The 25068-nt window shown below is 60.3% G+C and carries 25 protein-coding genes; 9 read left to right on the forward strand and 16 right to left on the reverse strand.

Going from position 1 to position 25068, the window contains the following annotated elements:
• Positions 1-14: 14 nt before the first annotated feature.
• The 5 genes from ACK6D9_RS17955 to ACK6D9_RS17975 all read left to right on the forward strand — a co-directional run bounded on the left by ACK6D9_RS17955 (position 15) and on the right by ACK6D9_RS17975 (position 5153).
• Positions 15-500: a 3-hydroxyacyl-ACP dehydratase FabZ family protein gene (locus tag ACK6D9_RS17955; protein WP_322990172.1), complete on the forward strand. Its 486-nt coding sequence runs from the start codon at positions 15-17 to the stop codon at positions 498-500.
• Positions 497-1702 carry a beta-ketoacyl-ACP synthase gene (locus ACK6D9_RS17960; RefSeq protein WP_412049552.1) on the forward strand — a complete coding sequence of 402 codons (1206 nt, stop codon included), beginning with the start codon at positions 497-499 and terminating at the stop codon, positions 1700-1702. Before ACK6D9_RS17955 ends, ACK6D9_RS17960 begins: the two co-directional genes overlap by 4 nt.
• Before the next feature lie 13 nt (positions 1703-1715).
• Positions 1716-3002, forward strand: a complete 1287-nt coding sequence (locus tag ACK6D9_RS17965; RefSeq protein WP_322990174.1) for a beta-ketoacyl-ACP synthase — start codon at positions 1716-1718, stop codon at positions 3000-3002.
• A gap of 164 nt (positions 3003-3166) precedes the next feature.
• On the forward strand, positions 3167-4195 hold the full coding sequence (locus ACK6D9_RS17970; protein WP_412049553.1) for a zinc-binding dehydrogenase: 1029 nt from the start codon (positions 3167-3169) through the stop codon (positions 4193-4195).
• 31 nt (positions 4196-4226) lie between these two features.
• Entirely contained in the window at positions 4227-5153 is a 927-nt protein-coding gene (locus ACK6D9_RS17975; protein WP_322990178.1) for a lipid A biosynthesis lauroyl acyltransferase, read from the forward strand.
• 48 nt (positions 5154-5201) lie between these two features.
• Here ACK6D9_RS17975 and ACK6D9_RS17980 read toward each other — a convergent pair whose 3' ends face one another.
• The 5 genes from ACK6D9_RS17980 to cobA all read right to left on the reverse strand — a co-directional run bounded on the left by ACK6D9_RS17980 (position 5202) and on the right by cobA (position 9900).
• The gene (locus ACK6D9_RS17980; RefSeq protein WP_412049554.1) at positions 5202-5591 is read right to left on the reverse strand and encodes a L,D-transpeptidase; all 390 of its coding nucleotides are present in this window, start codon (positions 5589-5591) and stop codon (positions 5202-5204) included.
• 175 nt (positions 5592-5766) lie between these two features.
• Positions 5767-6735 (reverse strand): adenosylcobinamide-phosphate synthase CbiB, encoded by a 969-nt coding sequence (cbiB, locus tag ACK6D9_RS17985; RefSeq protein WP_412049555.1) that lies wholly within the window; start codon positions 6733-6735, stop codon positions 5767-5769.
• Complete coding sequence (cobD, locus tag ACK6D9_RS17990; protein WP_412049556.1) at positions 6735-7754, reverse strand: threonine-phosphate decarboxylase CobD; 1020 nt, start codon at positions 7752-7754, stop codon at positions 6735-6737. The genes cbiB and cobD overlap by 1 nt, the downstream gene beginning before the upstream one ends.
• A 5-nt stretch (positions 7755-7759) precedes the next feature.
• Positions 7760-9058 carry a cobyrinate a,c-diamide synthase gene (locus tag ACK6D9_RS17995; RefSeq protein WP_412049557.1) on the reverse strand — a complete coding sequence of 433 codons (1299 nt, stop codon included), beginning with the start codon at positions 9056-9058 and terminating at the stop codon, positions 7760-7762.
• The gene (gene cobA, locus ACK6D9_RS18000) at positions 9055-9900 is read right to left on the reverse strand and encodes a uroporphyrinogen-III C-methyltransferase (protein ID WP_322990801.1); all 846 of its coding nucleotides are present in this window, start codon (positions 9898-9900) and stop codon (positions 9055-9057) included. The genes ACK6D9_RS17995 and cobA overlap by 4 nt, the downstream gene beginning before the upstream one ends.
• Positions 9901-9987: 87 nt before the next feature.
• Here cobA and ACK6D9_RS18005 point away from each other — a divergent pair, with 87 nt between their 5' ends.
• From ACK6D9_RS18005 to ACK6D9_RS18015, 3 genes are all read left to right on the forward strand, one after another.
• Positions 9988-11097, forward strand: a complete 1110-nt coding sequence (locus ACK6D9_RS18005) for a cobalt-precorrin-5B (C(1))-methyltransferase (protein ID WP_412049558.1) — start codon at positions 9988-9990, stop codon at positions 11095-11097.
• Positions 11087-11785: a cobalt-precorrin-6A reductase gene (locus ACK6D9_RS18010; RefSeq protein WP_412049559.1), complete on the forward strand. Its 699-nt coding sequence runs from the start codon at positions 11087-11089 to the stop codon at positions 11783-11785. Before ACK6D9_RS18005 ends, ACK6D9_RS18010 begins: the two co-directional genes overlap by 11 nt.
• A 361-nt stretch (positions 11786-12146) precedes the next feature.
• Positions 12147-12551, forward strand: coding sequence for a RidA family protein (locus tag ACK6D9_RS18015; RefSeq protein WP_412049560.1), 405 nt, complete (start codon positions 12147-12149; stop codon positions 12549-12551).
• 153 nt (positions 12552-12704) lie between these two features.
• Here the strand turns inward: ACK6D9_RS18015 and cobM are convergent, their stop codons facing one another.
• The 8 genes from cobM to ACK6D9_RS18055 all read right to left on the reverse strand — a co-directional run bounded on the left by cobM (position 12705) and on the right by ACK6D9_RS18055 (position 20081).
• The gene (gene cobM, locus ACK6D9_RS18020) at positions 12705-13487 is read right to left on the reverse strand and encodes a precorrin-4 C(11)-methyltransferase (protein ID WP_412049561.1); all 783 of its coding nucleotides are present in this window, start codon (positions 13485-13487) and stop codon (positions 12705-12707) included.
• A complete protein-coding gene (gene cobJ / locus ACK6D9_RS18025; protein WP_412049562.1) occupies positions 13484-15334 on the reverse strand; it encodes a precorrin-3B C(17)-methyltransferase in 1851 nt (616 codons plus the stop codon). Before cobJ ends, cobM begins: the two co-directional genes overlap by 4 nt.
• Positions 15331-16059 carry a precorrin-2 C(20)-methyltransferase gene (gene cobI / locus ACK6D9_RS18030; RefSeq protein ID WP_412049563.1) on the reverse strand — a complete coding sequence of 243 codons (729 nt, stop codon included), beginning with the start codon at positions 16057-16059 and terminating at the stop codon, positions 15331-15333. Before cobI ends, cobJ begins: the two co-directional genes overlap by 4 nt.
• A complete protein-coding gene (gene cbiE, locus ACK6D9_RS18035; RefSeq protein ID WP_412049564.1) occupies positions 16056-17297 on the reverse strand; it encodes a precorrin-6y C5,15-methyltransferase (decarboxylating) subunit CbiE in 1242 nt (413 codons plus the stop codon). Before cbiE ends, cobI begins: the two co-directional genes overlap by 4 nt.
• Complete coding sequence (locus ACK6D9_RS18040) at positions 17290-17931, reverse strand: precorrin-8X methylmutase (protein WP_412049565.1); 642 nt, start codon at positions 17929-17931, stop codon at positions 17290-17292. Before ACK6D9_RS18040 ends, cbiE begins: the two co-directional genes overlap by 8 nt.
• Before the next feature lie 3 nt (positions 17932-17934).
• Complete coding sequence (locus ACK6D9_RS18045; RefSeq protein ID WP_412049566.1) at positions 17935-19143, reverse strand: sirohydrochlorin chelatase; 1209 nt, start codon at positions 19141-19143, stop codon at positions 17935-17937.
• Between the two features lie 2 nt (positions 19144-19145).
• Complete coding sequence (locus tag ACK6D9_RS18050) at positions 19146-19388, reverse strand: DUF6732 family protein (RefSeq protein ID WP_412049567.1); 243 nt, start codon at positions 19386-19388, stop codon at positions 19146-19148.
• Positions 19389-19658: 270 nt separating this feature from the next.
• Positions 19659-20081: a TerB family tellurite resistance protein gene (locus tag ACK6D9_RS18055; protein WP_267653322.1), complete on the reverse strand. Its 423-nt coding sequence runs from the start codon at positions 20079-20081 to the stop codon at positions 19659-19661.
• Between the two features lie 313 nt (positions 20082-20394).
• Between ACK6D9_RS18055 and ACK6D9_RS18060 the strand changes: the two genes are divergently transcribed.
• Positions 20395-21150, forward strand: coding sequence for a TSUP family transporter (locus ACK6D9_RS18060; protein ID WP_412049568.1), 756 nt, complete (start codon positions 20395-20397; stop codon positions 21148-21150).
• Between the two features lie 114 nt (positions 21151-21264).
• Here the strand turns inward: ACK6D9_RS18060 and ACK6D9_RS18065 are convergent, their stop codons facing one another.
• The 3 genes from ACK6D9_RS18065 to ACK6D9_RS18075 form a co-directional block, all read right to left on the reverse strand.
• Positions 21265-22647, reverse strand: coding sequence for a putative bifunctional diguanylate cyclase/phosphodiesterase (locus ACK6D9_RS18065; protein ID WP_412049569.1), 1383 nt, complete (start codon positions 22645-22647; stop codon positions 21265-21267).
• A 172-nt stretch (positions 22648-22819) separates the two neighbouring features.
• A complete protein-coding gene (locus ACK6D9_RS18070; RefSeq protein WP_412049570.1) occupies positions 22820-24208 on the reverse strand; it encodes an IS1182 family transposase in 1389 nt (462 codons plus the stop codon).
• A gap of 382 nt (positions 24209-24590) precedes the next feature.
• Positions 24591-25037, reverse strand: a complete 447-nt coding sequence (locus ACK6D9_RS18075; protein WP_412049571.1) for a hypothetical protein — start codon at positions 25035-25037, stop codon at positions 24591-24593.
• Between the last annotated feature and the right edge of the window lie 31 nt (positions 25038-25068).

Genomic DNA, 25068 nt, shown 5'->3' on the forward strand with positions numbered 1-25068 from the left:
GGCGGGTATAGCCAATGCAGCTTGAATATTTCCAGATGATCGACCGCATCGAGGCTTTGGACCTTGATGGCGGAACGCTGGTGGCAAGCTCGACCGTCCCGGCCCAAAGCACGGTGTTCGAAGGCCATTTTCCCGGCATGCCGCTGGTGCCGGGCGTGTTGTTGATCGAGACAATGGCTCAGGCCAGCGGCTTTCTGGTTCTGGCCATGAGCGACTTTGCCGCCATGCCTTTCCTGATGACGGTTGATGGCGCCAAGATGCGCGACTTCGTCAAGCCTGAAGCGGCGCTGGAAATCTCGGTGACGCTCGAGCATGAAGGATCTGGTTATGCGGTCACCAAGGCGCGCATCACCAGCAATGGCAAGCGCGTCGCCGATTGCCAGCTCAAGCTCAGAACCTTGGCGTTCGACCAGGTTCCGCTCGCCGAGATAGTACGCGCCCGCGCCGCCGAAGTGGGCCTAATCGCCGCCATGGAAAACGCCTCAGGAGACCGGCAATGACACAGACAAATCGTGACGTTGTGGTCACCGGCGTCGGCTTGGTAACGACACTCGGTGTTGGCGGTGATGCACACCGCGCTCTGCTGATGGGCGATTCCGATCTCAAAAATACCGCCGATAGTGAGTGGTTCCCGCCCTACACGATCTTCCCCCTGCCCGAAATCGAGTGGTCGGAGCAGATCCCCCGGCGCGGCGACCAACGGCAGATGGAAAATTGGCAGCGGCTCGGTGTGTTCGCGGCCGGCCTGGCGCTTGACGATGCCGGTCTGAAGGATGATCTCGAAGCCTGCGCAACGATGGACATGATTGTGGCGGCCGGCGGCGGCGAGCGCGACGTCGCTGTCGACACGCTGATCATCGAGGAGGGCCGCAAACGCAACGATCGCGAGCAGCTTCTCAATGAAAAGCTGACCACCGAACTGCGCCCGACGCTGTTTCTTGCGCAACTCTCAAATCTGATGGCCGGCAACATTTCCATCGTCCACAAGGTGACCGGATCCTCCCGGACGTTGATGGGCGAACAGGGCGCAGGCATCTCGGCTGTGGAGACCGCATATGCGCGGATAACCGCCGGGCAATCAACTCATTGTCTGGTCGGCGGCGCCTATGTTGCCGAACGCATCGATCAGATGATGTTGATGGAAGCGGTTCAAGGGCTTGCGAAGGGCCCACTGCAGCCTTTCTGGGATGAAAGTGGCGACGCCACAGGCATGAATCTTGGTTCCTCCGGTGCCTTTCTGGTTCTCGAATCACGCGAACACGCTGAAGCGCGCGGCGCCCGCATCTACGCAAAAATCGATGCGGTACAAGGTGATCGCGGCCCCCGTGACGAAGGCCGCTTGGAACAACGGCTGGGTCGCCTCACGGATGAAACCATGGCATCCGCCTCCACCGACGACGCGGTCGTCTTCTGCGGCGCCACCGGGTTTCCTGAATTGAGCGCGCGCGAACGCCAGTTTTTCCAGTCCCGGCTTCCGGATGTCCCGATACGCACCTACGGTGCCATGCTCGGACATTCTGTCGAAGCCCAGTTTACCACCGGCGTGGCACTCGCCTGTCTGGCGCTTGATTGTGACCAGCCGTTCCAGCCAATGGCGCCGGGCGCAGACGCGGTCATGCCGGCAGCAGCCAGATCGGCGATCGTCACCACCATTGGCCACATCCGTGGCGAAGGCATTGCCCACCTGAGCAAGATGTCATGAGACGGAGACTGCCATGAGCAAAGCCGCATACAGGGATCATCTCGGACGGCCGCTGGTCGCCGTCACCGGCATGGGCGTCGTCACATCGTTGGGCCAGGGGCTTGAAGACAACTGGGCCGCATTGACGGCCGGAAAATCCGGCATCCACCCGATTACGCGCTTTCCGGTAGACAAACTTTCCACCCGCATATGCGGCACCGTGGATTTCATTGACATTCCGGCACCCAACAGCGTTGAACGCTCCTATGCCTTTGCCCGTGAAACCACCCTCGAAGCGCTCGCGCAAGCTGGTCTCTCCGGTGATTTCGGCGGACCGCTGTTTCTTGCCGCACCGCCGATAGAGCCGGAATGGAGTGCCCGTTTCGAACTCGGCGATCGGGTTCGCCCGGAACAGATGTCGGGCAATGCCTATGAGCAGTTTCTTGCCGTGCTGCGCGACAAGGCTGATCCGGTTTTCCACGAATCAATTCTGTTCGGGTCGATCTCCGAGCGTCTGGCCGACAGATTTGGCACCCGCGGCCTGCCGGTCACGCTGTCAACGGCCTGTGCTTCCGGCGCCACGGCAATCCAACTTGGTGTCGAGGCTATTCGCCAGGGCCGCACCGACAGAGCGCTGAGCGTTGCCACCGACGGCTCTGTCAGCGCTGAAGCCCTGATCCGCTTTTCGCTGCTTTCCGCGCTATCGACCAACAATGACGCGCCGGAAAAAGCCTCACGTCCCTTCACCAAGGACCGCGAAGGCTTTGTCATCGCCGAAGGCTCAGCGACTCTGGTGCTGGAATCGCTTGAAGCGGCTGTCAGCCGCGGCGCGCGGGTGCTGGGCATTCTCAGCGGCTGCGGCGAAAAGGCTGACCATTTCCACCGCACCCGCTCCTCGCCCGATGCCGGCCCCGCCATTGCCACCATTCGCGCAGCACTCGAAGATGCCGGCATTTCCGCCGACCAGGTGAGCTACGTCAACGCCCATGGCACCTCCACGCCGGAAAACGACAAGATGGAGTACCATGCTTTGTCGACGGTGTTTGGTGACCGCATGGCCGAAGTACCGGTTTCCTCAAACAAGTCGATGATCGGCCACACACTGACTGCGGCCGGTGCTGTCGAAGCTGTATTCTCGCTACTCACCATCCAGTCGGGTGTCATTCCGCCAACTATCAATTACGACAATCCCGATCCGGCGATCCCGCTCGACGTGGTCCCCAATGTCAAGCGCTCGGCAGTGGTCACCAGCGTTCTTTCCAACTCCTTCGGGTTCGGTGGACAGAACGCATGCCTTGTCATGGCGGCCGAACCCGCTTAATGCATGGCGCGCCCGGTCGGGATCGGCTCGGGCACTGTCGATCATCGCGTCCAATGGCGTGCACACGGATAGGCACGGTCAATTGGACGCCTGACGCCCCGGCCGCGCTCCCGAAGTTTTCGCTCAGCGGGTTGGGCCAGGCCGAGCCGCGAAGGAAGAGATACATGCGCGCATTGCAGCTCATAGAAGACCGCAAGCTGGAAACGGTTGACCTGCCGCCACCACCACCGCCCGGAATTGGCGAAGCGACGGTCTCGATCAAGGCCGTGGCGCTCAATCACATCGATGTCTGGGGCTGGCGCGGCATGGCCTTTGCCAAGCGCAAGATGCCTCTGGTCATCGGTGCCGAAGCCTCCGGCGTGATCGATGCCATCGGCCATGGTGTCTCCGGCCTCGTTCCCGGTCAGTTGGTGTCTATCTACGGTGCGCGGACCTGCGGCCTGTGCCGCCCCTGTCGCGAAGGCCGTGACAATCTGTGCGAACATGTCAGCGGCGTCCACGGTTTCCATCTCGATGGCTTCGCCCAGGAAAAGGTCAATCTCCCGGCCCGGCTGCTGGTCCCCGCACCGCCCGGGGTCAGCCCGATTGGCGCGGCCGTCGCACCCGTTACCTTCGGCACCGTCGAGCATATGCTGTTTGACAATGCCAGGCTCGAGCCCGGTGAAACCATTCTGATCCATGCCGGCGGCTCCGGCATCGGTTCGGCCGCCATCCAGCTTGCCAAGAAGATGGGCTGCACCATCATCACCACAGTCGGTTCGGATGAAAAGATCGAAAAGGCAAAGGCGCTCGGCGCCGATCACGTGATCAACTACCGCACCGACCGTTTCGAGGGGGTGGTCCGCAAACTTACCAAGAAACGCGGTGTCGATGTGGTGTTCGAACATGTTGGCGCCGACACATGGGCCGGCTCGATGCTGTCGCTCAAGCGCGGCGGCCGGCTGGTCACCTGCGGTTCGACCTCGGGCGTGTCGACCCAGATGAACCTGATGATGTTGTTCCAGCAGCAATTGCGGTTGATCGGCTCCTTTGGCTGCCGGATGCAGAACATGGCCGACGCCATGCAGAAAATGGCAGCTGGCCAGGTGCAACCGGTCATCGACACCGAAGTAGGATTTGACGAAATCGACACGGCGCTGGCCCGCATGGAAGGCCGCGACGTATTCGGCAAAATCATTCTCAAGATGGATTGAGCCCGGAACCCCCATGGCAAATCCTTACCGTATGGTGCTCACACGTCTGGTGATCGCGTTCAAGCGTGCCCAGCACTGGCTGGTTGCTGTCGTCGTGCTGTCGCTGCTCAGGTTGATATCGCTGTTGCCAGCCAAGAAAGCCATCGAACTCGTCGATCGCCTGGCCCGCCGGATCGGACCGCTCACGCCGCGTCACAAGCTGGCGCTCTTCAATCTGAAGAATGCCTACCCGGAAAAGACAGATGCGGAACGTGAACAGATCGCTATCGACATGTGGGGCAATATGGCCCGGCTTGCGGCGGAATATGTTTTTTTGGACAAGTTGTTTGATTATGATCCGGATTCACCCGAGCCGGGGATGATCGAAGTCAAGGGCGCCGAGCTTTTTGTGAAGCTGCGCGACAGTGGCAAGCCGTTCATCGTCTTTACCGCCCATACCGGCAATTTTGAACTTCTTCCAGTTGCAGCCGCGACCTTCGGCCTTGATGTCATGGCCTTGTTTCGCCCGCCAAACAATCCCTACATCGCCCGCAAGGTACTCGCCACCCGGCGTACGGCCATGGGCCACCTGGTGCCCTCGCGGGCTGGTGCGGCGTTTACGCTTGCCCGTCGGCTCGAGGCCGGTGGCGGCGTCGGTATGCTTGTCGATCAGAAATTTCACAAGGGTGCACAAACGACCTTCTTCGGTCTTGAGGCCCGCACCAATCCGTTGCTAGCCAAGCTCGTGCGGCAATTTGGTTGCGAGGTCTATCCGGCCCGCTCGATCCGCCTGCCCGGTGGCCGCCATCGGCTGGTGGTGGAGCCGGCAGTCGAAATTCCGCGCCACACCGACGGCAGTGTCGATGTGAAAGCCACCTCGCAAATGCTCAACGACAAGGTGGAAAGCTGGGTGCGTGAATACCCCGGCCAGTGGCAATGGTTTCACGACCGTTGGAACATCAAGCACACTTTGAAATAGAATAGTGAAGGCCCGGCAAACACCGGGCCCTCACTTGAAATCGCGCCATCAGTTCTTGACGACGATGCGGATGTTGTTCTTGCCCATTTTCTCAACCAGCGAATAAAATTTCGCTGCATGCTGTTCCGCCAGCCGGACACAGCCATGCGATGCACGGCGCCCCAGACGCTTGGTGTCGCGGGTGGCATGAATTGCATAGCCGCCGCGGAAAAACACCGCATAGTGCATCCACGCATTGTTGTATTTACGCGAGCGGTGATACCGCGACAGCCACTTCGGCGAATAGGTCCCGCGCGGTGTCGAGTATCCGGATCGGCCCGTGGATACCTTCCACTTGTATTTCACCCTGCCATTCTGGGTGACCACCATGGTCTGCGACGATACATCAATCTTGGCTACGACCTTGGCGGCAAGAGCCGAGGTCGATGAAAATGGCATAAGAGCAAGTGCAACCGCTCCAACCAAAAGTAGATATCTCATATTACTTCCCCCATATACCCTACGCATGACGTTACTATCAGCGGAACAATTTATACAGGTTGGTTTTCAGCTTAAAGTTAAAATCAGCGGACGCATTCTAAATATCGTCTTAAATATTTGATTTATATAGGCTTTAAAGAATAATAAGCAGCGCAACCGCAGCTGCGACAAGGCAGTCGCAAGCCCTGTGGAAGACCCTGAGGGCATCTTCAATGTCGATTGCTCCGGCCTGACGACGACCGCGCGCATTGACACTGGCCTCCATCACCATCTCCCCGCCATAGCGCCGCGGTCCGGCCAAGGACAGTCCCAGCGCACCGGCCATCGCCGCTTCCGGCCAACCGGCATTGGGCGAGCGGTGCAGGCCCGAATCCATGAGCGCCTGCTCCCCCGCATGGCGCATGGCAGCAGTACCCTTGACCAGCCCCGCACCACAGGCAATCAATAACGCCGAAAGCCGCGCCGCCGGCCAATTGGCGAGATCATCGAGCAGCGCCGCTGCACGCCCGAAATCCCGATACCGGTCATTGAGGTGGCCGATCATCGAATCCGCAGTGTTGAGCATCTTGTAGGCCAGCAACCCCGGCAGGCCGAAAACCGCATACCACAGCACCGGCGCGACGATTCCGTCAGAAAAATTCTCAGACAGGCTCTCGATCGCCGCCCGCGACACACCCGCTTCATCGAGTGCTTCGGGATCGCGGCCGACAATCATCGCCACCGCCGCTCGTCCCCCGACCAACCCGCCCTCGCGCAGACCAAGGAGCACCGCGCGCACGTGATCGCCAAGACTTTTTTGCGCCAGAAAAACCGCGACGACGATCGTCTCCAGCGCCCATCCAAGCAGACCGAATTGCGCGAACACTTCAGTCAACGCCAACCCCACCAATGCGGAGAGAACCAGCAACACGGCAATCGCCATCCTGCCGTTGCGCTGGCGCGTAAGAGCACTGTCATCAGCATGGTTGAAGCGGCGCTCGACAAAACCGATGGCCTGGCCGAAAATCACCACCGGGTGGCTCAGTCGCCGCCACAGCCAGTCCGGGTCGCCAACAACTCGGTCGAGCACAAGCGCCGCCAGAAGCACCGCCAGATGCCCCATCACGGGGTCCGGACGCCGACGAGCCGCAGGGTTTCGCGCAACCGCACAGCAGAAAGTTCGTCGGGAACCAGACCGATGCGGATCCGCGACGGGCTATGGTCAAACGCTCGCACCAGCACCTGATGGCCCGCCAGCGCATCGCGCACCGCTGCGCCGTCACCCACCTCGCAACAGAAAAACAGCGCCGTCTCCCCGACGACCGAAACATTGGCCATGTTGAGCGCCGACCGGGTCATGGCATGCGCCTTGTCAATCCGCTGGCGCAGATCCGAAACCAGATCCATGCGCGAAAATCCATGCGCGGCGATTGCCAGCGCTGGCCCCGAGACTGCCCAGGGGCCAAGCCGGTCGCTGAGGATTTTTGACAGCACCGGCTCGGCAAACACGAAACCCAGCCGCAAACCGGCAAGCCCAAAAAACTTGCCGAAGGAGCGCATGACCACAAGGTTGGGCTCCATTCCGGCGGCACCCGCCATCGACAGGTCTTGGCGCATGTCGGCAAAGGCTTCATCGACAATTACCAGCCGATTTCGATGCGCCCGCACAAAGCCGAAGATGTCATCGCGCATGGTGGCGCGGCCGTCGGGATTGTTGGGATTGGCGAGGATCACCGTGTTTGCCCGCGTCGCCGCCGCCGCTTCAATCGTATCGATATGGTCGATCTCGATGCCGGCGCGGCGAAAGGCCTGTTCGTATTCGCCATAGGTGGGCGAGACAATGGCGACCGACTCGGCATCAGGCCTGAGCCACGGCAACAATTGAATGGCTGACTGGGTGCCGGGTGTGAGCACCGGTGTTACCGCACCGCCATAATGGCGCATCGCCAATTCCGCAACGCGCACCGCTTCCGCCTGCTCCGGCAGCCGTCGCCATATATCGGCAGGCAGATCGGGCAGAAGGAGCGAGAACGGGCTGATGCCGGTCGACAGATCAAGCCACTCCGACGCCACGCCGCCATGGCGAGCCATGGCCTCGGAAAGTGCGCCGCCATGGGCGATGGGATCGAGAACGGGGCTCATGTTGGTCAGTCTATCCGGTCAATGACATGCATGAACGATCCCGACACGTTACCGCGCCTCAATCCGACAGCACCGAGGCCGGCACCCAGCGCATCTCGTGCCGAGAACACCCGGTCGGCCTCACCTTCGGAAACGATCATTGCATAGTGAAATTCGTGCGCCGAGAGCTCCATGTCCCAGAAGAACCCCGGCATCGGCGTCACGCGACGGTAGCCCAAGTGCCTTTTCCGTTCGGCAAAGCTTGTAACCAGCGGCAAGGCGCCGAGCATCTCGTGCCGCACACCCTTATCGTCGAGGAGCGCGTCACCCAGCACCATGTAGCCGCCGCATTCGCCATAAACCGTCACCCCACGGCCGATAGCGGCACGCATGGCGGATTTGAATCCCTGCGCATTGGCCAGCACCCCGGCGTGCAGTTCCGGATAGCCACCGGGCAGCACCACCGCATCGCAGTCTTCAGCCGGCCCCTCGTCAGCAAGCGGCGAGAAGAACGAGATTTCCGCACCGCGCCGCTTCCAGCCAAGCAGCATATGCTCATAGGCAAAGGCGAAAGCAATATCCCGCGCCACGGCGATCTTCTGGCCAGGCGGAGGTAGCCGCAAGATCTTGGCCAGCGTCGCCTTGGCCGGCGCCCGCTGTCCGAGCCTGACGAGTTGATGCAGGTCGACACGGCTTTCCATCAGATCTGCGGCTGCATCGATCAAGCCTGTAAGCTCGGTGTTCTCCCCGGCCTGCACCAGCCCGAGATGGCGCTGCGGCATGTTCAGTCTCTCATCACGCGGCAGTGCGCCCAGTACAGCGATCCGTGCCTTGTCGAGCGCCTGGCGCAGCATACCCTCGTGGCGCGGGCTGGCAACGCGGTTGAGGATGACACCGGCCACCAGCACATCTGGATGAAAATTGGCAAACCCCTGGGCGATTGCGGCGACTGAATGCGACATGCTGGCGCAATCGATTACCAGGATCACCGGCAGACCGAGCAAGCCGGCCAGATCGCCGGCCGAGCCGGAGCCGTCGGCGGCGCCGTCAAACAACCCCATCATCGCCTCGATCACCAGCATGCGGCCGCCCTGCGACTGCAGCGCTGCATTGGTCAACAGCAGGTCGCTGCGCATCGCCCAGGGATCATAATTGAGGCAGGTCTCGCCACTTGCCGCCGCGTGAAACGCAGGATCGATATAATCCGGGCCAGCCTTGCCCGGCGCAAGTGGAACACCGCGGCGCTTGAGCGCCCGCAACAGCCCCAGGGTCACTGTCGTCTTGCCAGCCCCCGATTGCGGCGCGGCAATCATCAATCCCGTCATGCACTGTCTTTCTGCGCATCAGCGCGGTTTCCCAGAGGGTCGGCGGACAGAACCCGCCCGGCGGCAGCGCCCATCCAGTCGAGCGCTGACCTCAGCCGTACAACCTTGCCCACCACGACGATTGCCGGCGGCTGCAGCCCCGATGCCGCAACATCGGTTGCAGCCCGCTCAAGCGTTGTTTCAAGCACCTTCTGCCCCGGCAGCGAGGCATCGGTAACGAAGGCCACCGGCTCGTCGGCATCGCGTCCCGCGTCGATCAGTCGCGCGGCGATGGTGGCGATATGTTTCATCGCCATATACATGACAATCACCTGGCTGCCGCGTGCCACACCATCCCAGTCGATCCGGTCGGGAACCAGACCGCTGGAATCGTGTCCGGTCAGAAAGGTCACGGTGTGATTGGTGTCGCGGTGGGTCACCGGAATGCCGGCATAGGCCAACCCGCCGATCCCAGCGGTCACCCCCGGCACGATGCGGAACGGGATATGATGCTCGACCAGTGTCAACGCCTCTTCGCCGCCGCGGCCAAACACGAAAGGATCCCCGCCCTTTAGCCGCAGAACCCGTTGCCCCTCGCGCGCGAGTTCGACCAACCTGAGCGAAATATCGCGCTGCTTTGGCGATGGCTTGCCGCCGCGTTTTCCTGCATATTCCAGGCGCGCGCCAGGGCGGGCGAGCTTCAGGCATTCTGCATTGACCAGAGCATCGTGGACGATCACATCCGCCTGGCTCAGGGCATGGGCGGCGTGCAGCGTCAACAGCCCCGGGTCACCCGGCCCGGCACCTACCAGCCAGACTTCTCCGGCTTTCATTTCCGGCAGGTTTTGGCGCCAGTCGATCATGCATTTTCCATTCGAATGATTAGGCTTACACCCGTATCAATCGCACTCTATAACGGCAACAGGCAAGACACGATCAAGAACTGCGACATGGACAGCGACGAAAACGAAATTCGATTGGAAAAACCCGCCACGGCGCTGCGCCGGGGCTGGACGACGGGTGCCTGCGCTACGGCGGCAACGAAGGCCGCGCTGACCGCATTGCTGACCGGTGAGTTCCCCGATCCGGTGGTCATCATCTTGCCGAAAGGCGAGCAGCCAGGGTTTGCGCTGGCGCGTGAATCCCTGGATGAAAAAACCGCCATGGCGGCCATCATCAAGGACGCCGGCGACGACCCCGACGTCACCCACGGGGCGATGGTCATCGCCCGCATCCAGCGGCTCGCGCAGGGACAGGGCATTGTCTTCAAGGCTGGCGATGGCGTCGGCACCGTCACCCGGGCGGGGCTCCCGGTTCCGGTCGGCGAACCGGCGATCAACCCGGTGCCGCGGCGGATGATGACCGAAACCGTCACTGCGCTGTGCCAGCATCATGGCATCTCGCCCGACATCGAAATCGAGGTCTCGATCGAGAACGGCGCCGAGTTGGCGCTGCAGACTTGGAACCCGCGGCTTGGCATTCTCGGTGGCCTCTCCGTGCTTGGCACCACCGGCATCGTTCATCCGTTCTCCTGTGCCGCCTGGATCCACTCGATCCACCGCGGCATCGATGTCGCCCGCGCCGAGGGCTTTCCGCATGTGCTGGGCGCCACCGGCTCGAGCTCGGAGAAAACCGCCCAGAACTTTCACGGCCTGTCCGACCTTGCTTGTCTCGACATGGGCGATTTCGCCGGCGGGCTGCTCAAATATCTCCGCGCCCATCCGGTTCCGCGGCTGACCATTGCCGGCGGTTTCGCCAAGATGACCAAGCTCGCCCAGGGCGCGATGGATCTGCATTCGGGCCGCAGCCAGGTCGACATGGCGTGGCTTGCCGAAAAGGCCGGCGAACTGGGCGCAGACCCTGAGCTGACGGACCAGATCCTGGCCGCCAACACCGCGCTCGAGGCGCTGGAATTGACCGGTGCTGCCGGGCTTGATCTACCCGAAATAATCGGCAAAGCCGCGCGTAACGCCGTGCTTGACGTGCTCCGCGGCGCCCCGGTCAGTGTCGATGTGATGGTCACCGACCGCGCCGGGACGCTTCTGGCCCATGCCGTCTGAGCCGAATGCCCCCCAAACCATCCTGATTCTCGGCGGCACAAGCGAGGCAGCCGAACTTGCCCGCGATCTGGTCGCACGCCACCCCGAAGCGCGGGTGATCACCTCGCTGGCCGGTCGCACCCGTGATCCCGCGCCGCTTGCAGGTGAGGTCCGCAGCGGCGGTTTTGGTGGCGTCGAAGGACTGGCCAACTTCATCCGCGCCGAGCGCGTCACCCGAATGGTCGACGCGACCCATCCCTTCGCCCGCCAGATCAGCGCCAACGCCATTGAGGCGGCAAAAATCGCTGGCGTGCAGCTCGACATCCGCACCCGCACCGCTTGGGTAAAAAAGCCGGGTGATATCTGGATCGAGGTTCAGGATCTGAAAGCGGCCCGGGAGGCCCTTCCCACGGGTGCCCGCGTGCTGCTGGCGCTTGGCTCGCAGCATATCGACCGGTTCGCAGCCCGCGAGGATGTGCACTTCGTCGTCCGCATGATCGACCCGCCGGAGAAGCCGCTTGAACTTCCCGATCATGCACTGATCCTGGGACGCCCCAGCGACACCGCTGCGGTGGAGACAATGTTGCTGATTGCACATTCGATCACCCACATCGTCTGCCGCAATTCAGGCGGCAAGGCGGCTTACGCCAAGATCGACGCCGCAAGGCAATTGGGATTGCCGGTAATCATGGTCGGGCGGGGCGATTGAGAATGACCATAAATGTCTTGTTTTCCGTCATGCCGAACCCCGATCCGGTATCCGGCCAGCCCAGGTCCTTGGACAGATCGGGTTGGCAAATCCGTTGCAGCCGATTTGCGCAGTGTGCACCGGGGGCACATAGCCCTCTGTTTTCACTAAAAATCCGGAACGTATCCTCCAAATCATTACCGACAAGGAAGAAACCTTTGGCCGAAAAGATATCGTGCGAATTCTGTCGAATTTCACTTCTTTTGCAGCACTTGGCGCGTGGTTTGATGCCTTGTAGTGAGTCTGCTTGTCTGCCAGAATAAACGCAGATCTGGTGCCCATTTTGGCACTCATATCATTTCCAAACAGTAGGAAACCCAACATGAAACGAGAAGCTGTTAATCCCACCACAATGTATAATGCAACGCAGTTTGGGTTTTCGCATGCAGTTGCATCTGAAGGACGCAGAATGCTTCATCTCGCCGGGCAAGTTGCATGGGACAAGGATAACAATCTGGTGGGCTCGGGAGACTTGCGCGCGCAAGCGGCACAGGCGTTTGCAAATCTCAAAGAGGTGCTGGCCGCGGAAGGTGCGTCAGCAGCCAATGTTGTCAGGCTCAGGACCTATGTGGTCAATTATTCGCCTGACCAGCTCGAAATCATCGGCCCTGCCATAGGTGTATTTTACGGTGATGTTATACCCGCAGCCAATACACTGATCGGCGTTCAGTGCCTTGCAATGCCGGATTTCCTAATCGAAATCGAAGCCACCGCAGTTCTGAGCTGATCCAAATTCAATACCAGAACAAAGTCTCTTCACCCAGGACGACGGGTCGCTGGATCCCGGCTCAAGGCCGGGATGACGGAGACTGAGGAACCGGCGTTACAGAATTGAAATCGTGGCAAGAAACGCAGTTGGGATTCCGTCGACACCTATCTGCTAAGCCACCTTCCCCTTCTTCTTTTTTCCGACATTCCTGAGCACATGTGAGTACTGGGAATTGTAGAGATCACTGTCTCGGAAGTTGACGTCGCCGAATACCTTGCCGACCATGATCAGCGCCGTGCGGGTGATCTTGTGCTTGCGCACCTCTTCCTTCATGCCTTCCAGCGTGGTGCGGATGAACAGCTCATCCGGCCAGGTGGCGCGGTAGGCGATCACCACTGGGCAATCGGCGCCGTAGAACGGCTCCAGTGACCGCCGCACATAATCAAGGTTGCGGATAGACAGATGGATCGCCAGCGTCGCCCGTGACTGGCCGAGGATCTCCAGCTGCTCGAATTCCGGCATCGACGACGCCTTCATGCCAGTGCGGGTGATGATCACTGTCTGGGCGATTTCCGGCAGTGTCAGCTCGGTGGCAAGCTTTGCTGCCACACCGGCGAAGGCCGGCACACCTGGCACGACTTCGTAATCGATCTCCAGCGCATCGAGCCGCCGCATCTGCTCGGCCACCGCGCCATAGATCGCCGGATCGCCCGAATGCACCCGCGCCACGTCCTGACCGGCCGCATGCGCAGTTTCCATGTCGGCGATAATTTCATCCAGATGCATCGGCGCGGTGTCCTTGACCAATGCATCTTTCGGCGCGGCGTGGACAATTTCTTCTGGCACCAGAGAGCCCGCATAGAGGCACACCGCGCAACGTTCGATCAGCTTGAGGCCGCGCACGGTGATGAGGTCGGGTGCGCCCGGTCCGGCGCCGATGAAATAGACGGTCATGCCGCGTCTCCTGAAGCAATGGATGTCATGGCTGTGCCTTCCTTGCGGGCATAGCCGCGCGGGGTATAGACCCAGGCCTTGCCATCGCCAGTGGTCACCGTGGTGGAATTGGAAGAGCCGACCACCACCACGGTCAGCATGTCGACGTCGTCGACATTGAGCGAGCCGAGCGGCACGATGCGGATCAGTTCGCCTTCGCGGCCGAGATTGGTGGCAAGGATCACCGGCGTCGAGGCCGGGCGGTGCTCGAGCAGCTTGTCGCGCGCCCAGGCCAGTTGCGTCCGGCGCTTCTTCGACACTGGATTGTAGAATGCAATGACGAAATCGCCTTCGCCGGCAGCCGTCACCCGGCGCTTGATGTCTTCCCAGGGTGTGAGCAGGTCCGACAGCGAGATGGTGCAGAAATCATGCCCCAGCGGCGCACCGGCGCGCGCGGCGGCTGCCTGCAGCGCCGAGATACCCGGTGACACCGCAATCTCGATCCGGCGTGCTTCCGCCGTCAGACCCTCCGGCCCGTCCGACTTGTCCAGGAGCTCGAACACCAGCGTCGCCATCGCATAGATCCCGGCGTCACCGGAACAGACCAGCGCTACCGACTTGCCCTCGCCTGCCAGTTCCATCGCGTGGCGCACCCGCGCCTCTTCCTTGCCGAGGTCAAAGTCGTGCCGCGTCTTGCCCCTGGTCAGCGGCCCGAGCAGATCGAGATAAAGCGAATAGCCGACCAGATCGGTCGAAGCAGAAACCATCTGCGAAACCTCTGGCGAGCGCCAGCCATCAGACCCCGGCCCGATGCCGACCACCATCAGCTTGCCCCGCACCCTGCCCAGCAGGTTGGCTTGCGTGAAAGGCTCCGTCGCCCGGCCGATGGCACAGGTGGCGCGCTTGCTCTTGCGCTTCTCCGCGATCAGCTCACCCGACGGCCCAACAGCCGCCAGCGCCGCGCCTTCGGACACGCCGTGGCAGCCGACTTCGGCAAAGACGATATCAGACGGATGCTTCAGCCTTGGCGTTTCCGCTTCCAGCGTTGCCGCATCAAAGAACCGTGCCGGGCAGCCAAAATGGCTCGCCAAATGATGCACTGCCGCTTCATCGGCCTTCACATCAATTGATGCCACCAGACCGACGGAAGCAGGCGAGAGACCCGCCTGCTCGAGACTATCCAGCGCCAGCGAAAGCGCTTCGTCACCACTGGCGCCACGTTCGCAGCCAATCCCAAGCACGAGCGTTTTGGGACAATACAGCAGCCCCTTGGCGAGTGGCGCAACAGCCTTGTCAGAGACAGCCAGAACAACCTCGCCATCCGCTGAAAAGTCCAGACCACTCTCCGTCAGCCATCGGGCTTCACCTTCAAGCCGAACGGAACGGCCAGCCACCAGGTCAGCCATCACCTGCTTGGCGTTTTCCGGATTGGCGAGCACCCAGCCTTCCGGCGGTGCATCCAGCGCGATGCCAAATTTCAGGTCGCCTGCCGTGGTGATGGCGGCGAAGCCGTCAACCGATACTGCAATCTTGCGTGCCAGATCATTGGCTCCATGATGTCCGCCCAGAAGCGGAACGACAGCCGAGCCGTCTTCGGAAACCGTAATTACCGGAGGCTCAGTCATCTTGTCCGTGAGGTGTGGAGCCAGCAACCGGATCACCGCACCGGCAGCCATCACCGCGATGATCGGCCGGCTGTCTTGAAACAAATTTTCCAGATGACTGCTCACCTCCGTAAAGGTTACGTCAACTGTTTGGGTGATACGTCGCGCCAGTCCATGCAGCTCACCACCCGTCGCCTCGGCAATGCGTTGCGCCATCGGTCTGGCTGCATCGGACAGAATGACAATGGCCGGAGATTTGGTCATGCTTTGCTCCCGGGCAAGGCGTGGATCCAGTCCTCGCCGCCCTTGTAAATCAGGATCATCGAAAAATATGGGGCCGTGTTCTCGGGGACTTCGGCAAGCGGCATCAGCCGTTCGGAACCAAGCGAAACACGTTCTGTATAGATTGCTTGAGGCAGCAGATTCAATTTTTCAATCAGCGCTCTCAAGCGATTGAAATGCCTGCCTATCTTAATGATCGCTAATGCATCTGCGGCGTTGATTCTATTTGTGAGCTCTTCATCGCTAAGTGGACCCGGCACGACACTGAGCACATCGTTGCGCGCAGCCAGCGGCCGCCCCGCAGCGCTCGCCGCAGCCATCATCGAGGAGACTCCTGGAACGACCTCTGTGTCGTATCCCAGGGCCAGCCGTTCGTAGAGATACATGAACGAGCCATAGAAAAACGGATCGCCCTCGCACAGCACCGCCACGTCACGGCCCGCGTCGAGATGCGCTGAAATTTCGACGGATGCCTTGTCGTAAACTTCGCGTGCAGGAAACCGCTCGGTGCGCATCGGCATCACGATCGGGATCTCCACCTGCCCGCCAGGCAAGTGCGGCGCGGCGATGGCGCGGGCAAAACTCGGCCCCGTATCGGGCGCAGGCCATGCGATCACCGGAACGCCCTGCAGGATCTTGTGTGCCTTCAACGTGATCAGATCCGGATCACCAGGACCAAGCCCGAGGCCATACAATTTGCCGCTCATGCATCCAGTCCCTTTGTCACCGACCAGAGCGTCACCGGCATCATCGGCTTCCAGCCAAGGTAGCGGCCGACCGGCTCGGCGCGGCTCACCTGCATGCGGATCAGCTCACCGCCATGCACGGCCTGCAGCGCGAAGAGACGCGCCTCACCCTCCACCGTCACTGCATTGGCAACCATCCGGCCGAAAGGCTTGAGTGCGTCCCATGCAGCTTCAAAGACGCCGTCATGCGAGATGCCGCCACCGATGAAGACCGCATCCGGCATCGCAAGATCAGCAAGCGCATCCGGCGCGGTGCCCGCAATGATATCGAGCCCCGGCGCACCCAGGGCAATCGCATTGTGCGCCATCATGGTCCGGCGTGCTTCGCTGGCTTCAATGGCAATGGCCTTGGCTCCGCGCGCAGCACGTATCCACTCGATCCCGATCGAGCCGCAGCCCGCACCGACATCCCACATCAGGCCGCCCGGAACCGGGCCAAGCCGGGCCAGCGTCACCGCCCTGACTTCACGTTTGGTCAGTTGCCCGTCATGCTCGAAAGCCTCATCGGGAAGCCCCGGGATTGATGGCAGCAACACTGTTCCCGGCTGCGCCTCACAGGCAATTGCCAGCGTGTTGAAATCGGCAAAGTCAGGCTTGTCCGCGGCAATCCGGTCGGCGCGCAGCAGCTTGATGCGTTCATCCGGCCCGCCGATATGTTCAAGGACATGCATCTCGGAGCGGCCAAAACCGCGCGCGCTCAAGATCTGCGCCGCCTCAACCACCGTGCGGCCGCTCGATGTCAGGGCCAGGATCCGGTTGCCCGGCTGCACATGCGAGGCCAGACCGTGCACCGAGCGGCCATGCAGCGAAATCATCGCCACGTCCTGCAGCGCCCAACCAAGCCGCGACGCCGCAAGCGAAAACGCCGACGGCGACGGAATCACCCGCATCTCTGCCATGTCGAGATCGCGCATCAACGTCGCTCCGACGCCGTAAAACATCGGGTCACCGGTGGCGAGAATGGTCACCGGCGTTCCACGCCGCGCCATCACGAAGGCGATTGTTTCCTTGATGCCGAAGGTCCAGGGGATGGTTTCCCGCGCGCCGCAATCGATCCGCGCCAGCACCCGCTCCGGCGCGATGATCGTCTGAGCCGCATCAAACAGCGTGCGCGCCGGCGGCGTCAGGCTGTCGAGCCCGTTGTCGCCGATACCGATGATGGTCAGCCACGGAGCCGTGGCTCCCACTTCGCTAGCCATGACCTTCAAGCCCTCCGGCAATCGCGTTGACGGCAGAACTGGCCAGCGCGCTGCCGCCCCGACGGCCCTTGACCACGAGAAACTCGACACCGCGCGGATCAGCAATCAGCGCATCCTTGCTTTCCACCGCACCGACAAAACCGACAGGCACGCCGATGATGGCCGCAGGCTTTGGCGCCCCCGCATCAATCAGTTCGAGCAGCCGGAACAGCGCCGTCGGTGCATTGCCGATGGCAATCACGGCGCCACCCATCCGCTCAGCCCACAGATCAACCTGTGCGGCCGAGCGCGTGGTCTGGTCGCGCGCCGCGATCTCGCGCACCCTCGGGTCATTAAGCAGGCAGACCACCTCGTTGGCCGCAGGCATCAGACGGGTGATGACGCCGTGGCGCACCATCTCCACATCGCACAGCACCGGCGCGCCGGCCTGCAGCGCTGCCCTCGCGGACTCGGCAAAGCCGTCTGACACGACGATATCGCCAGCCAGATCCACCATACCGCAGGCATGGATCATCCGAACCACCACCTCTTGCGAAGCCGCATCAAAACGCGTGAGATCAGCCTCCGCGCGAATGATGGCAAAGGAACGCCGATAGATTTCCGCAGGATCACGGATGGGAGCGAAGGCGCTCATGCCTCAGCCCTTCTTCTTGTCCATCGAGCGTGGACCATGCGGATGATCAGCATGCGGATAGGGATGATGGTGATGATCGTGGGCATGGTCGTCACCATGCTTATGGTCATGGCTGTGATCATGCCGATGTTCGTGATCGTGGCTGTGCCCATCATGGTGATGATGATCGTGCCCATGACTGTGGTCGTGCGCGTGATCATGCACAGGCTCCAGATCTGCCGGGCTCGCATGGCTGTGAACTGGTGTCCAGGGTAACCCGTATTCCTTGCAAAACTCTTCCTCGCGGCACGAGGCGTCACAATCGCCCTTGCAGGGGCAATCTTCCAGACCGCCGCCGATGCCTTCGACATGATGGTGGTGGCTTTCCTGCGGCAGGCCGACTTCAGCCTCGAAGCCAAGCACCTGCTCGCGATATTTGCACATCTGGCAGTTCATCAGCGCCTGGCCGTCGACAATTTCCTGCACGCGGTCCTGGAAGGTGTCGAGCACCAGCGGATGGTCGCTCAAGTAAGACGCCTTGATGAACTGGATCTCGGGATGATCGGCGGCCACCGCATCGGTCTCGGAATAGATCCGTTTGACCAGCACGCCGGTAAACAGGAAATACGGAAACACGATGATGCGCTTGTAGCCGAGTTTGGCTGCATGGCTGAGCCCCGGCCCGACCAGCGGAAAGGTCACGCCCGAATAGCAGGTCTCGGCCCAACCGAAACCAAAACCTTCCCACAGCATCCGCATCACTTTTGACGCGTTGGAATTGGCGTCGGGATCGGACGACCCGCGGCCAACCACCATCAACAGCGTGTCGTGAAGGCCCACTTCGCCTTCAGCCGCATTGGCGGTGTTGATCGCCTGCTGGATCCGCTCGCCCGCCGCCCTGATCATTTTCAGGTCGATGCCAAGTTCGCGCCCATAGCTGATCACCATCCCGGGATTCTGCGCCTGGTAAGTGTTGAGTACGGAAGGGATGTCGTTCTTGGCGTGGCCGGCCGCAAACAGCATGCCCGGCACGGCCAGAACCCGGGTCACGCCCTTTTCGCGCAGCCGATCAAGACCTTCCGAGATCACCGGATTGCAGAATTCGAGATAGCCGTATTCCACCGGCAGATCCGGATAGCGGGCTTTCAGCCCCTCGGCGACGGTGGCGAATTCGCGCGCGGCGTTCTGGTTGCGGCTGCCATGACCGCAAACCATGATCCCGATCTTTTCCATGTTCAGGCTCCCGCGCTATCAGGCTTTTCGCCAGTCTCGGCTTCTTCAGCGTGATCGTCGCTTGCTGCCTTTGCCTTGGAGCCACGCTTGACCGCCCAGGCGGCAATTGCCGCAGCGGCAGCTGCAGCCGCCCAGCCGGCCCAATGCGAGTGCCCGGCAAGATCGCCAAGGTGCCCGCCATGAGCAAAAGCGTTGGAAACGCCAAAGCTGACGCTGAGAATGGAAGAAAGAACAAGGGTGCGCATCGGGGCCTCCGGACAACGTGACAATTTCAGCACGATACGCCGGATAATAGCGGCGCCCCCATTTTTAGGGGTTTGTCGCGTTTACCGAACCGGACAGCTCCGGGTTTGGCTCTTGGTATAAGTCAGCCGCACCGGAATTTCTCTCAGCCTGTCATCAGGCGCCGTCGCACATGAGGGGAGTCTTAGGCGTTGGCGCATCATGGGTCAACGCGGTTTGCGCCACGATTGCGCCGATCTGCGCCAGACACCTGATTGTTGTGGATATGAGGCTCAGGCGAAGCCGAGCCGCCGTGCGGTGGCTTCAAGCAGCCGCCGCTCGCGCTCGTCGACATTGCCGTCGGCCTTGGCGACGATTGCCAGATGATCGAGGATTTCGCGCTTGCGCGGTTCAGGCAACTCGGCAAGCATCGCCGCGGCCTGCGCATCAGTGGTCTCGTAGCCGAAATCATGCAGATATCTCAGGATCTCGGTCAGTTCATCGCCGTTCAGACCAAGCAGCCGGGTGCAGATCGCCGCAAACGCATCGGCCTCGGATGAACCCACTGTCTTGTCGGCAAATGACATCCTCACCAACAGCAGCAATTCTGCCGTCAGCGCCGGATCATTGGCGACTTCTTCGATCGACGAGTTCAGATCGAGAAATCCGCGCACCCGCTGCGTCCATGAAAGCCCGTTGTCAGCCCCGTTTGTCATGCATGGTCCTTTCCAGCATCAACTCCATCATCAAGACCGGGGTGAGCCCGGACAAGGCCGTAAATTCCGCATCCTGCCAGCCCCTGTGGCCAGCTTTCGCAAAATCCCGATCCTGCCGCCACCAAGGCCGCTTCACGCGCCGCTGTCAAGCCGCCCGACACGCAAGTTCTGAGCTGCAAACGCCACCGTTCCCACGGTGTAGCCACCCAGGCCAGGCCAAGCCTGTGCGCAAGCAGCAATTGCCCCAACGCCAGCGGCATGCAATAGCTCCAAGCCATTGCCGCCCCCACACCATCTCCCCACAGGCTGCCCCATGGAAGACCTCACGCTGACGCTCACCGTGCTGCTGTTCGCGGCAGCCTTTCTGGCGGGGTTTGTGGATTCGATCGCCGGCGGTGGCGGCCTGATCGCGCTTCCGGCGATGTTGCTGGCGGGACTTTCTCCGGTTGAAGCGCTTGGCACCAACAAGCTGCAGGGCCTGTTTGGCTCGGGCTCGGCCACGGTCGCCTATGCCCACAAGGGCCACGTCGACCTCAAGACCCAAATCGGGCCCGCAGTGCTGGCGGCCGCCGGATCGGCAATCGGGGCAATGCTCGCCACGCTCATTCCCGGCGAGATGTTCCGCGCCTTCATGCCATTTCTGCTGATTGCCATCGCGCTCTATTTCGGCATCAAGCCCAACATGGGCGATATCGACCGCGCGCGTCGGCTGTCGCCGTTCCTGTTCGGTCTCATGATCGTGCCGATGGTCGGCTTTTACGACGGCCTGTTCGGCCCCGGCGCCGGCTCGTTCTACATGCTCGCCTTTGTCGCACTTGCAGGCTTCGGCCTCCTCAAGGCCACTGCCCATACCAAACTTTTAAACTTCGCCTCCAACATCGGCGGCTTTGCCGTTTTCGCTTTTGTCGGCGTGATTTCCTGGAAGATCGGCCTGGTGATGGGCGCCGCCCAGTTCGCAGGCGCGCAAGTGGGCTCGCGGCTGGCCATGAAAAACGGCGCCAAGATCATCAAACCCCTGCTCGTGATCACCTGCGCGGCGCTTGCGGCTAAGCTGCTGCTCGATCAGTAGGGTTGGGTGCACATGGCTGGCGCTTGATTTGGGGCCATGAGGGACGGGTTTCGAAGCATTTGAGTTGCTGGACAGGGCTTGAGAGCTGAACTTACGGCCCCTTGCGGACCTCCGTCACGCTAAGCCTCTTGTCTCGACTTCGATGCGTTGCTCAAAATCGTTTAATGCCATCGGCTTGCCATAGATATAGCCTTGAAACTCTATGCAGCCGAACTGGGCCAGCAGGTTGTGCTGCTCCATCGTTTCCACCCCTTCGGCCAGAACAGTGCGCCCCAAATCTCGGCTCATAAGGACAATATTCTTGACGAGCGAGGCGCTGTCTGAGCTGTTCACCGCGTCCTGCACGAAGCTGCGGTCGATCTTTATCTGCTGGATAGGCAAACGACGCAGATAGGACAGCGAGGAATAGCCAGTACCGAAATCATCGAGTGCGATGGTGATGCCCAATTCGCGCAACGCATTGAGTTTGCCAATCACCAACTCGATGTCAGTCACCAATACGCTTTCGGTCAATTCGAGGATCAGCCGTCGCGGGTCCGCACCGGTTTTGACCAATGTGTCGCGCACAAATGACTCAAAGTCCTCGTGCATAAGTTGGCTGGTGCTGACATTGATGGACAGGCTCAAGTGTCGAAAATGGGGAGAGGCGCCCCATTCGGCCAATGTGCAGCAGCCCCTTTCGAGCACCCACCCGCCGATCGTGACCATAAGGCCAAGTTTTTCTGCCTGCGGAATGAACTCTACAGGGGATACGGAGCCTCGTTGCGGACTATTCCAACGCAGAAGCGCTTCAGCTCCGACTGTATTTTGGGAACCATCTACCTGTGGCTGATAGACGAGATTGAACTCGCCTCTCCATAGGGCGGCCATGAGATCGCGGCTGTACTTGTCCTTGCGTGTCAATTCGGCCTGCATTGCATGGAAGCAGGCTGCAAGCATTGCAGTGGCCACAAATGCATTGGCCCAAGTGCCAATGGTTCGCGCCACGTCGGGCATTACGATGAAGGGTGATGTAATCGGCGCACTGGCGAGTACGATGAACGACAGCAGGCACAAGCCGATCAATGCCAGTTGGGTACGCGACTTTTCTCGCTGATAATTGAGATAACCCAAAGCCGCCACAACCAATAGGTAAAGGTGACTGATCCGGGGTGCTTCAGAAGTAGGCACATCGAGAAGCAGCCCCATTATTATTGCAATCAATAGTAATGCGGCCTGGCCTACCAGAACACCGAAAGCGAGATGGCCGCGTCGGATCAACACGTAGATTGCGAGCCCCGCGACAAAAACAGCGAGCTCCATTGCAACCACCAACCAGGAACCCATCAGGGCAAAGACTACTGCCTGGATGAGACCGACACCAGCAATCGCCAGAGATCCATATCGAAAGGCAGCGACCATTCGCGTTGAATAGTGGTTGGCAATTTCCGAGGAGACCTGTGGCCTTGTGCCTGCCATCATTTCTCCTAGCTTGGCATCATAAGTTGTTTTAATCATCAATATGATCAGATCTATTAATAATACATACTTCCTTGCTTCCGCAGCGAGTGGCCCGCTCTCCGTCCGACGCTACGAAATCGCTTCTAGTGGTTTCGGCCTATTCCGTTGAAAAACTCGGCCTTTTCTGTGCTCTGAAGAGGTCTCCGGGATCGGGTGTGCGAGTTCCTTATCATGCTGGTCGGATGGTTTGCCGTGCCGGGATAAGTTTTGCGAGTTTTCTAAGGTTCTGGGCGGTGGCTGCGAGGTGGAATTCGTCTCGGGCACCGCACGGCCCTCGTAATCGAAGTCGTCGCAGGCCGAGGATGCGTTTGAGATGGGCAAACAGAATCTCGACCTTTTTTCGGAGCTTGCAGGAGATTGCGTATTGCGGGGTTTGTGAGATGGCACGGGCAACATCGCGTGCGGGCTCGTATATCGATCTTGTGACTTTACGCTGTGGCTCGTTTGGACAGCACTTCGGTTTCAGGCCGCAGGCTTCGCAATCAGCCTTTCGGGCGCGGTAGCGCAATGTACCGTCCTTGTTTGCACCCGCCCGTGGTGTCGTAAAAGCGCGGCGGTATTGTTTGAGTTCTTTGCCACCAGGACAAATGTAGGCATCGTTTGCGCCATCATAAGCGAAGTCCGCCCGCTCATAGGTTCCATCCTTACGCCCGGACTTATCTATCACCGGAATATGAGGGGCGATCCCGCGCTCATTGACCAGCCAGTCGAGCATGGGACCAGAACCATAGGCCGTGTCCGCAATCAGCCGTTCGGGTGCCAGGTCAAACCTATCGTCCACCCGGTCCACCATGGTGCGCACTGCTCCAACCTCGGCCTGCCGGATCGAACGCGAGGCTTCGACATCCAGGATCACCGCATTGTCGGTATCGATCAGATAGTTTGCGGAATAGGCAAAATAGGCAGGTCCGCCGCGTGCTCCAGTCCACTGCGAGGCGGGATCGGAATGGGAAGTGAACTTTGGCTCCACCGGACTGGCTGCGCCGAAGGCTTCATCATCCAGTGTTTCCAGATATTCCCTAACGGCGCGCGGGGCATCAGAAGGATCAATCTTGTCAGGTTCCCATTCAGATTGCGGTGCAGAGTTTTGCCGGTTGGCGTCTGCCTGGACCAGGCTCGCATCAGCCGCAAGACGTTGGCCACTCACCAGACCTTCCTCAATGCAACGCGCCACAACTGTCTCGAAGACGTGCCGCAACAGATCGCTGTCCCTGAACCGCCCGTGGCGGTTCTTCGAGAACGTCGAGTGGTCCGGGATTGGGTTACTCAGGTCAAGGCTGCAGAACCAGCGGTAGGCCAGATTGAGATGGACCTCTTCGCACAGCCGCCGCTCGGATCGGATGCCCATCGTGTACCCGACCAGCAGCATCCGGATCATCATTTCCGGATCAACTGAAGGACGGCCTGTTGAGCTGTAGAACGGAGCCAGATGCTTGCGGAGTTCGGACAGATCAACGAACCGGTCAATCAACCGTAGAAGGTGATCCTTCGGAACATGATTTTCAATCGAAAACTCGTAGAACAGCGCGCATTGCGCCTCTTGCCTCGGACCCATCATCGCGTTCAATCCCCGATGCCAATATCGAAATTGAATCAGTCTTCAGGCCATAAAACAACAAGAGTTTTTCAACGGAATAGGCCCAAACCGGACCTTCGTGCACTCCGCAGCTAACGGTAGGTTTGAGCCCATATTGACCGATGCTGCGCGATACTCCAATGTCAGATGTGCTGACTTTGCATGCTAAAATTACACGTGTCTGATGTCAGCATTAAGGGACAAAATAGCGGTATTTGATAAGAGAGCGTTCTTGGCCCATCGTAACCGTTGAGTAGTCAACGGTGAGACAAACAAATCGAATACGCTAAGGGTCTGGCGCCACTGCGAGGGGTTGCAGGGCCGGTAATACTGATCCCGCAATCGCCACCCAAAATACCCGATATCAGTTAACTTCCGCCTCGTTCTGATGCGTAATCGTACAGTTAAGAAACGTCTCAGTCCCCAGAATTACTGCGCTCTCGCCCGGCCCAATCGGGAAATAGCGCCGATCACGGTTCCAAATTTTCGTGCGTATCATCACCGGCCCGTCTATCGAGCACCGAAACGCTGACTGTGTCATCATGCAATTTGGCATCGATTGCCCAGCCGCGGTTCGCACCTCAAACCGCATGATTTGCTTTTCTTCTGTAAAACGTGGTGTGAAGTCGAGGCCCTCAATCTGGCCGTCGATTCTAAGCACCTCATGACAATCCATGCCATCAGGAAGCCGCGTTACCCACCATTTCGAGCCGAAGCTAAGTCCTAGAAACCCCACGATCCCGACAGCTATGATCACGATCCAATTACGGCCATGCATCGCTTTACGCGTTTCGTCGTTAGCTTGAGACATATCCGGCAGCCTGATTTAGTTTTCAGGATTC

It is taken from the genome of Hoeflea sp. Naph1 (genome assembly GCF_046837775.1).
Taxonomy (GTDB): Bacteria; Pseudomonadota; Alphaproteobacteria; order Rhizobiales; family Rhizobiaceae; genus Hoeflea.

What these genes read in the sequence shown, in the direction of transcription:
- ACK6D9_RS18010 (WP_412049559.1), top strand. Translation starts at nt 11,087, where the DNA reads ATGCCGTCTGAGCCGAATGCCCCCCAAACCATCCTGATTCTCGGCGGC.
- cbiB (WP_412049555.1), bottom strand. Translation starts at nt 6,735, where the DNA reads ATGGGGCATCTGGCGGTGCTTCTGGCGGCGCTTGTGCTCGACCGAGTT.
- ACK6D9_RS17975 (WP_322990178.1), top strand. Translation starts at nt 4,227, where the DNA reads ATGGTGCTCACACGTCTGGTGATCGCGTTCAAGCGTGCCCAGCACTGG.
- cobA (WP_322990801.1), bottom strand. Translation starts at nt 9,900, where the DNA reads ATGATCGACTGGCGCCAAAACCTGCCGGAAATGAAAGCCGGAGAAGTC.
- ACK6D9_RS18015 (WP_412049560.1), top strand. Translation starts at nt 12,147, where the DNA reads ATGAAACGAGAAGCTGTTAATCCCACCACAATGTATAATGCAACGCAG.
- ACK6D9_RS18050 (WP_412049567.1), bottom strand. Translation starts at nt 19,388, where the DNA reads ATGCGCACCCTTGTTCTTTCTTCCATTCTCAGCGTCAGCTTTGGCGTT.
- ACK6D9_RS17980 (WP_412049554.1), bottom strand. Translation starts at nt 5,591, where the DNA reads ATGCCATTTTCATCGACCTCGGCTCTTGCCGCCAAGGTCGTAGCCAAG.
- cobM (WP_412049561.1), bottom strand. Translation starts at nt 13,487, where the DNA reads ATGACCGTCTATTTCATCGGCGCCGGACCGGGCGCACCCGACCTCATC.
- ACK6D9_RS17960 (WP_412049552.1), top strand. Translation starts at nt 497, where the DNA reads ATGACACAGACAAATCGTGACGTTGTGGTCACCGGCGTCGGCTTGGTA.
- ACK6D9_RS18005 (WP_412049558.1), top strand. Translation starts at nt 9,988, where the DNA reads ATGGACAGCGACGAAAACGAAATTCGATTGGAAAAACCCGCCACGGCG.
- ACK6D9_RS17995 (WP_412049557.1), bottom strand. Translation starts at nt 9,058, where the DNA reads ATGACGGGATTGATGATTGCCGCGCCGCAATCGGGGGCTGGCAAGACG.
- ACK6D9_RS18060 (WP_412049568.1), top strand. Translation starts at nt 20,395, where the DNA reads ATGGAAGACCTCACGCTGACGCTCACCGTGCTGCTGTTCGCGGCAGCC.
- ACK6D9_RS18075 (WP_412049571.1), bottom strand. Translation starts at nt 25,037, where the DNA reads ATGTCTCAAGCTAACGACGAAACGCGTAAAGCGATGCATGGCCGTAAT.
- ACK6D9_RS17970 (WP_412049553.1), top strand. Translation starts at nt 3,167, where the DNA reads ATGCGCGCATTGCAGCTCATAGAAGACCGCAAGCTGGAAACGGTTGAC.
- ACK6D9_RS18045 (WP_412049566.1), bottom strand. Translation starts at nt 19,143, where the DNA reads ATGGAAAAGATCGGGATCATGGTTTGCGGTCATGGCAGCCGCAACCAG.
- cobD (WP_412049556.1), bottom strand. Translation starts at nt 7,754, where the DNA reads ATGAGCCCCGTTCTCGATCCCATCGCCCATGGCGGCGCACTTTCCGAG.
- cbiE (WP_412049564.1), bottom strand. Translation starts at nt 17,297, where the DNA reads ATGGCTAGCGAAGTGGGAGCCACGGCTCCGTGGCTGACCATCATCGGT.
- ACK6D9_RS18055 (WP_267653322.1), bottom strand. Translation starts at nt 20,081, where the DNA reads ATGACAAACGGGGCTGACAACGGGCTTTCATGGACGCAGCGGGTGCGC.
- cobJ (WP_412049562.1), bottom strand. Translation starts at nt 15,334, where the DNA reads ATGACCAAATCTCCGGCCATTGTCATTCTGTCCGATGCAGCCAGACCG.
- ACK6D9_RS17955 (WP_322990172.1), top strand. Translation starts at nt 15, where the DNA reads ATGCAGCTTGAATATTTCCAGATGATCGACCGCATCGAGGCTTTGGAC.
- ACK6D9_RS18070 (WP_412049570.1), bottom strand. Translation starts at nt 24,208, where the DNA reads ATGATGGGTCCGAGGCAAGAGGCGCAATGCGCGCTGTTCTACGAGTTT.
- ACK6D9_RS18040 (WP_412049565.1), bottom strand. Translation starts at nt 17,931, where the DNA reads ATGAGCGCCTTCGCTCCCATCCGTGATCCTGCGGAAATCTATCGGCGT.
- cobI (WP_412049563.1), bottom strand. Translation starts at nt 16,059, where the DNA reads ATGAGCGGCAAATTGTATGGCCTCGGGCTTGGTCCTGGTGATCCGGAT.
- ACK6D9_RS18065 (WP_412049569.1), bottom strand. Translation starts at nt 22,647, where the DNA reads ATGATTAAAACAACTTATGATGCCAAGCTAGGAGAAATGATGGCAGGC.
- ACK6D9_RS17965 (WP_322990174.1), top strand. Translation starts at nt 1,716, where the DNA reads ATGAGCAAAGCCGCATACAGGGATCATCTCGGACGGCCGCTGGTCGCC.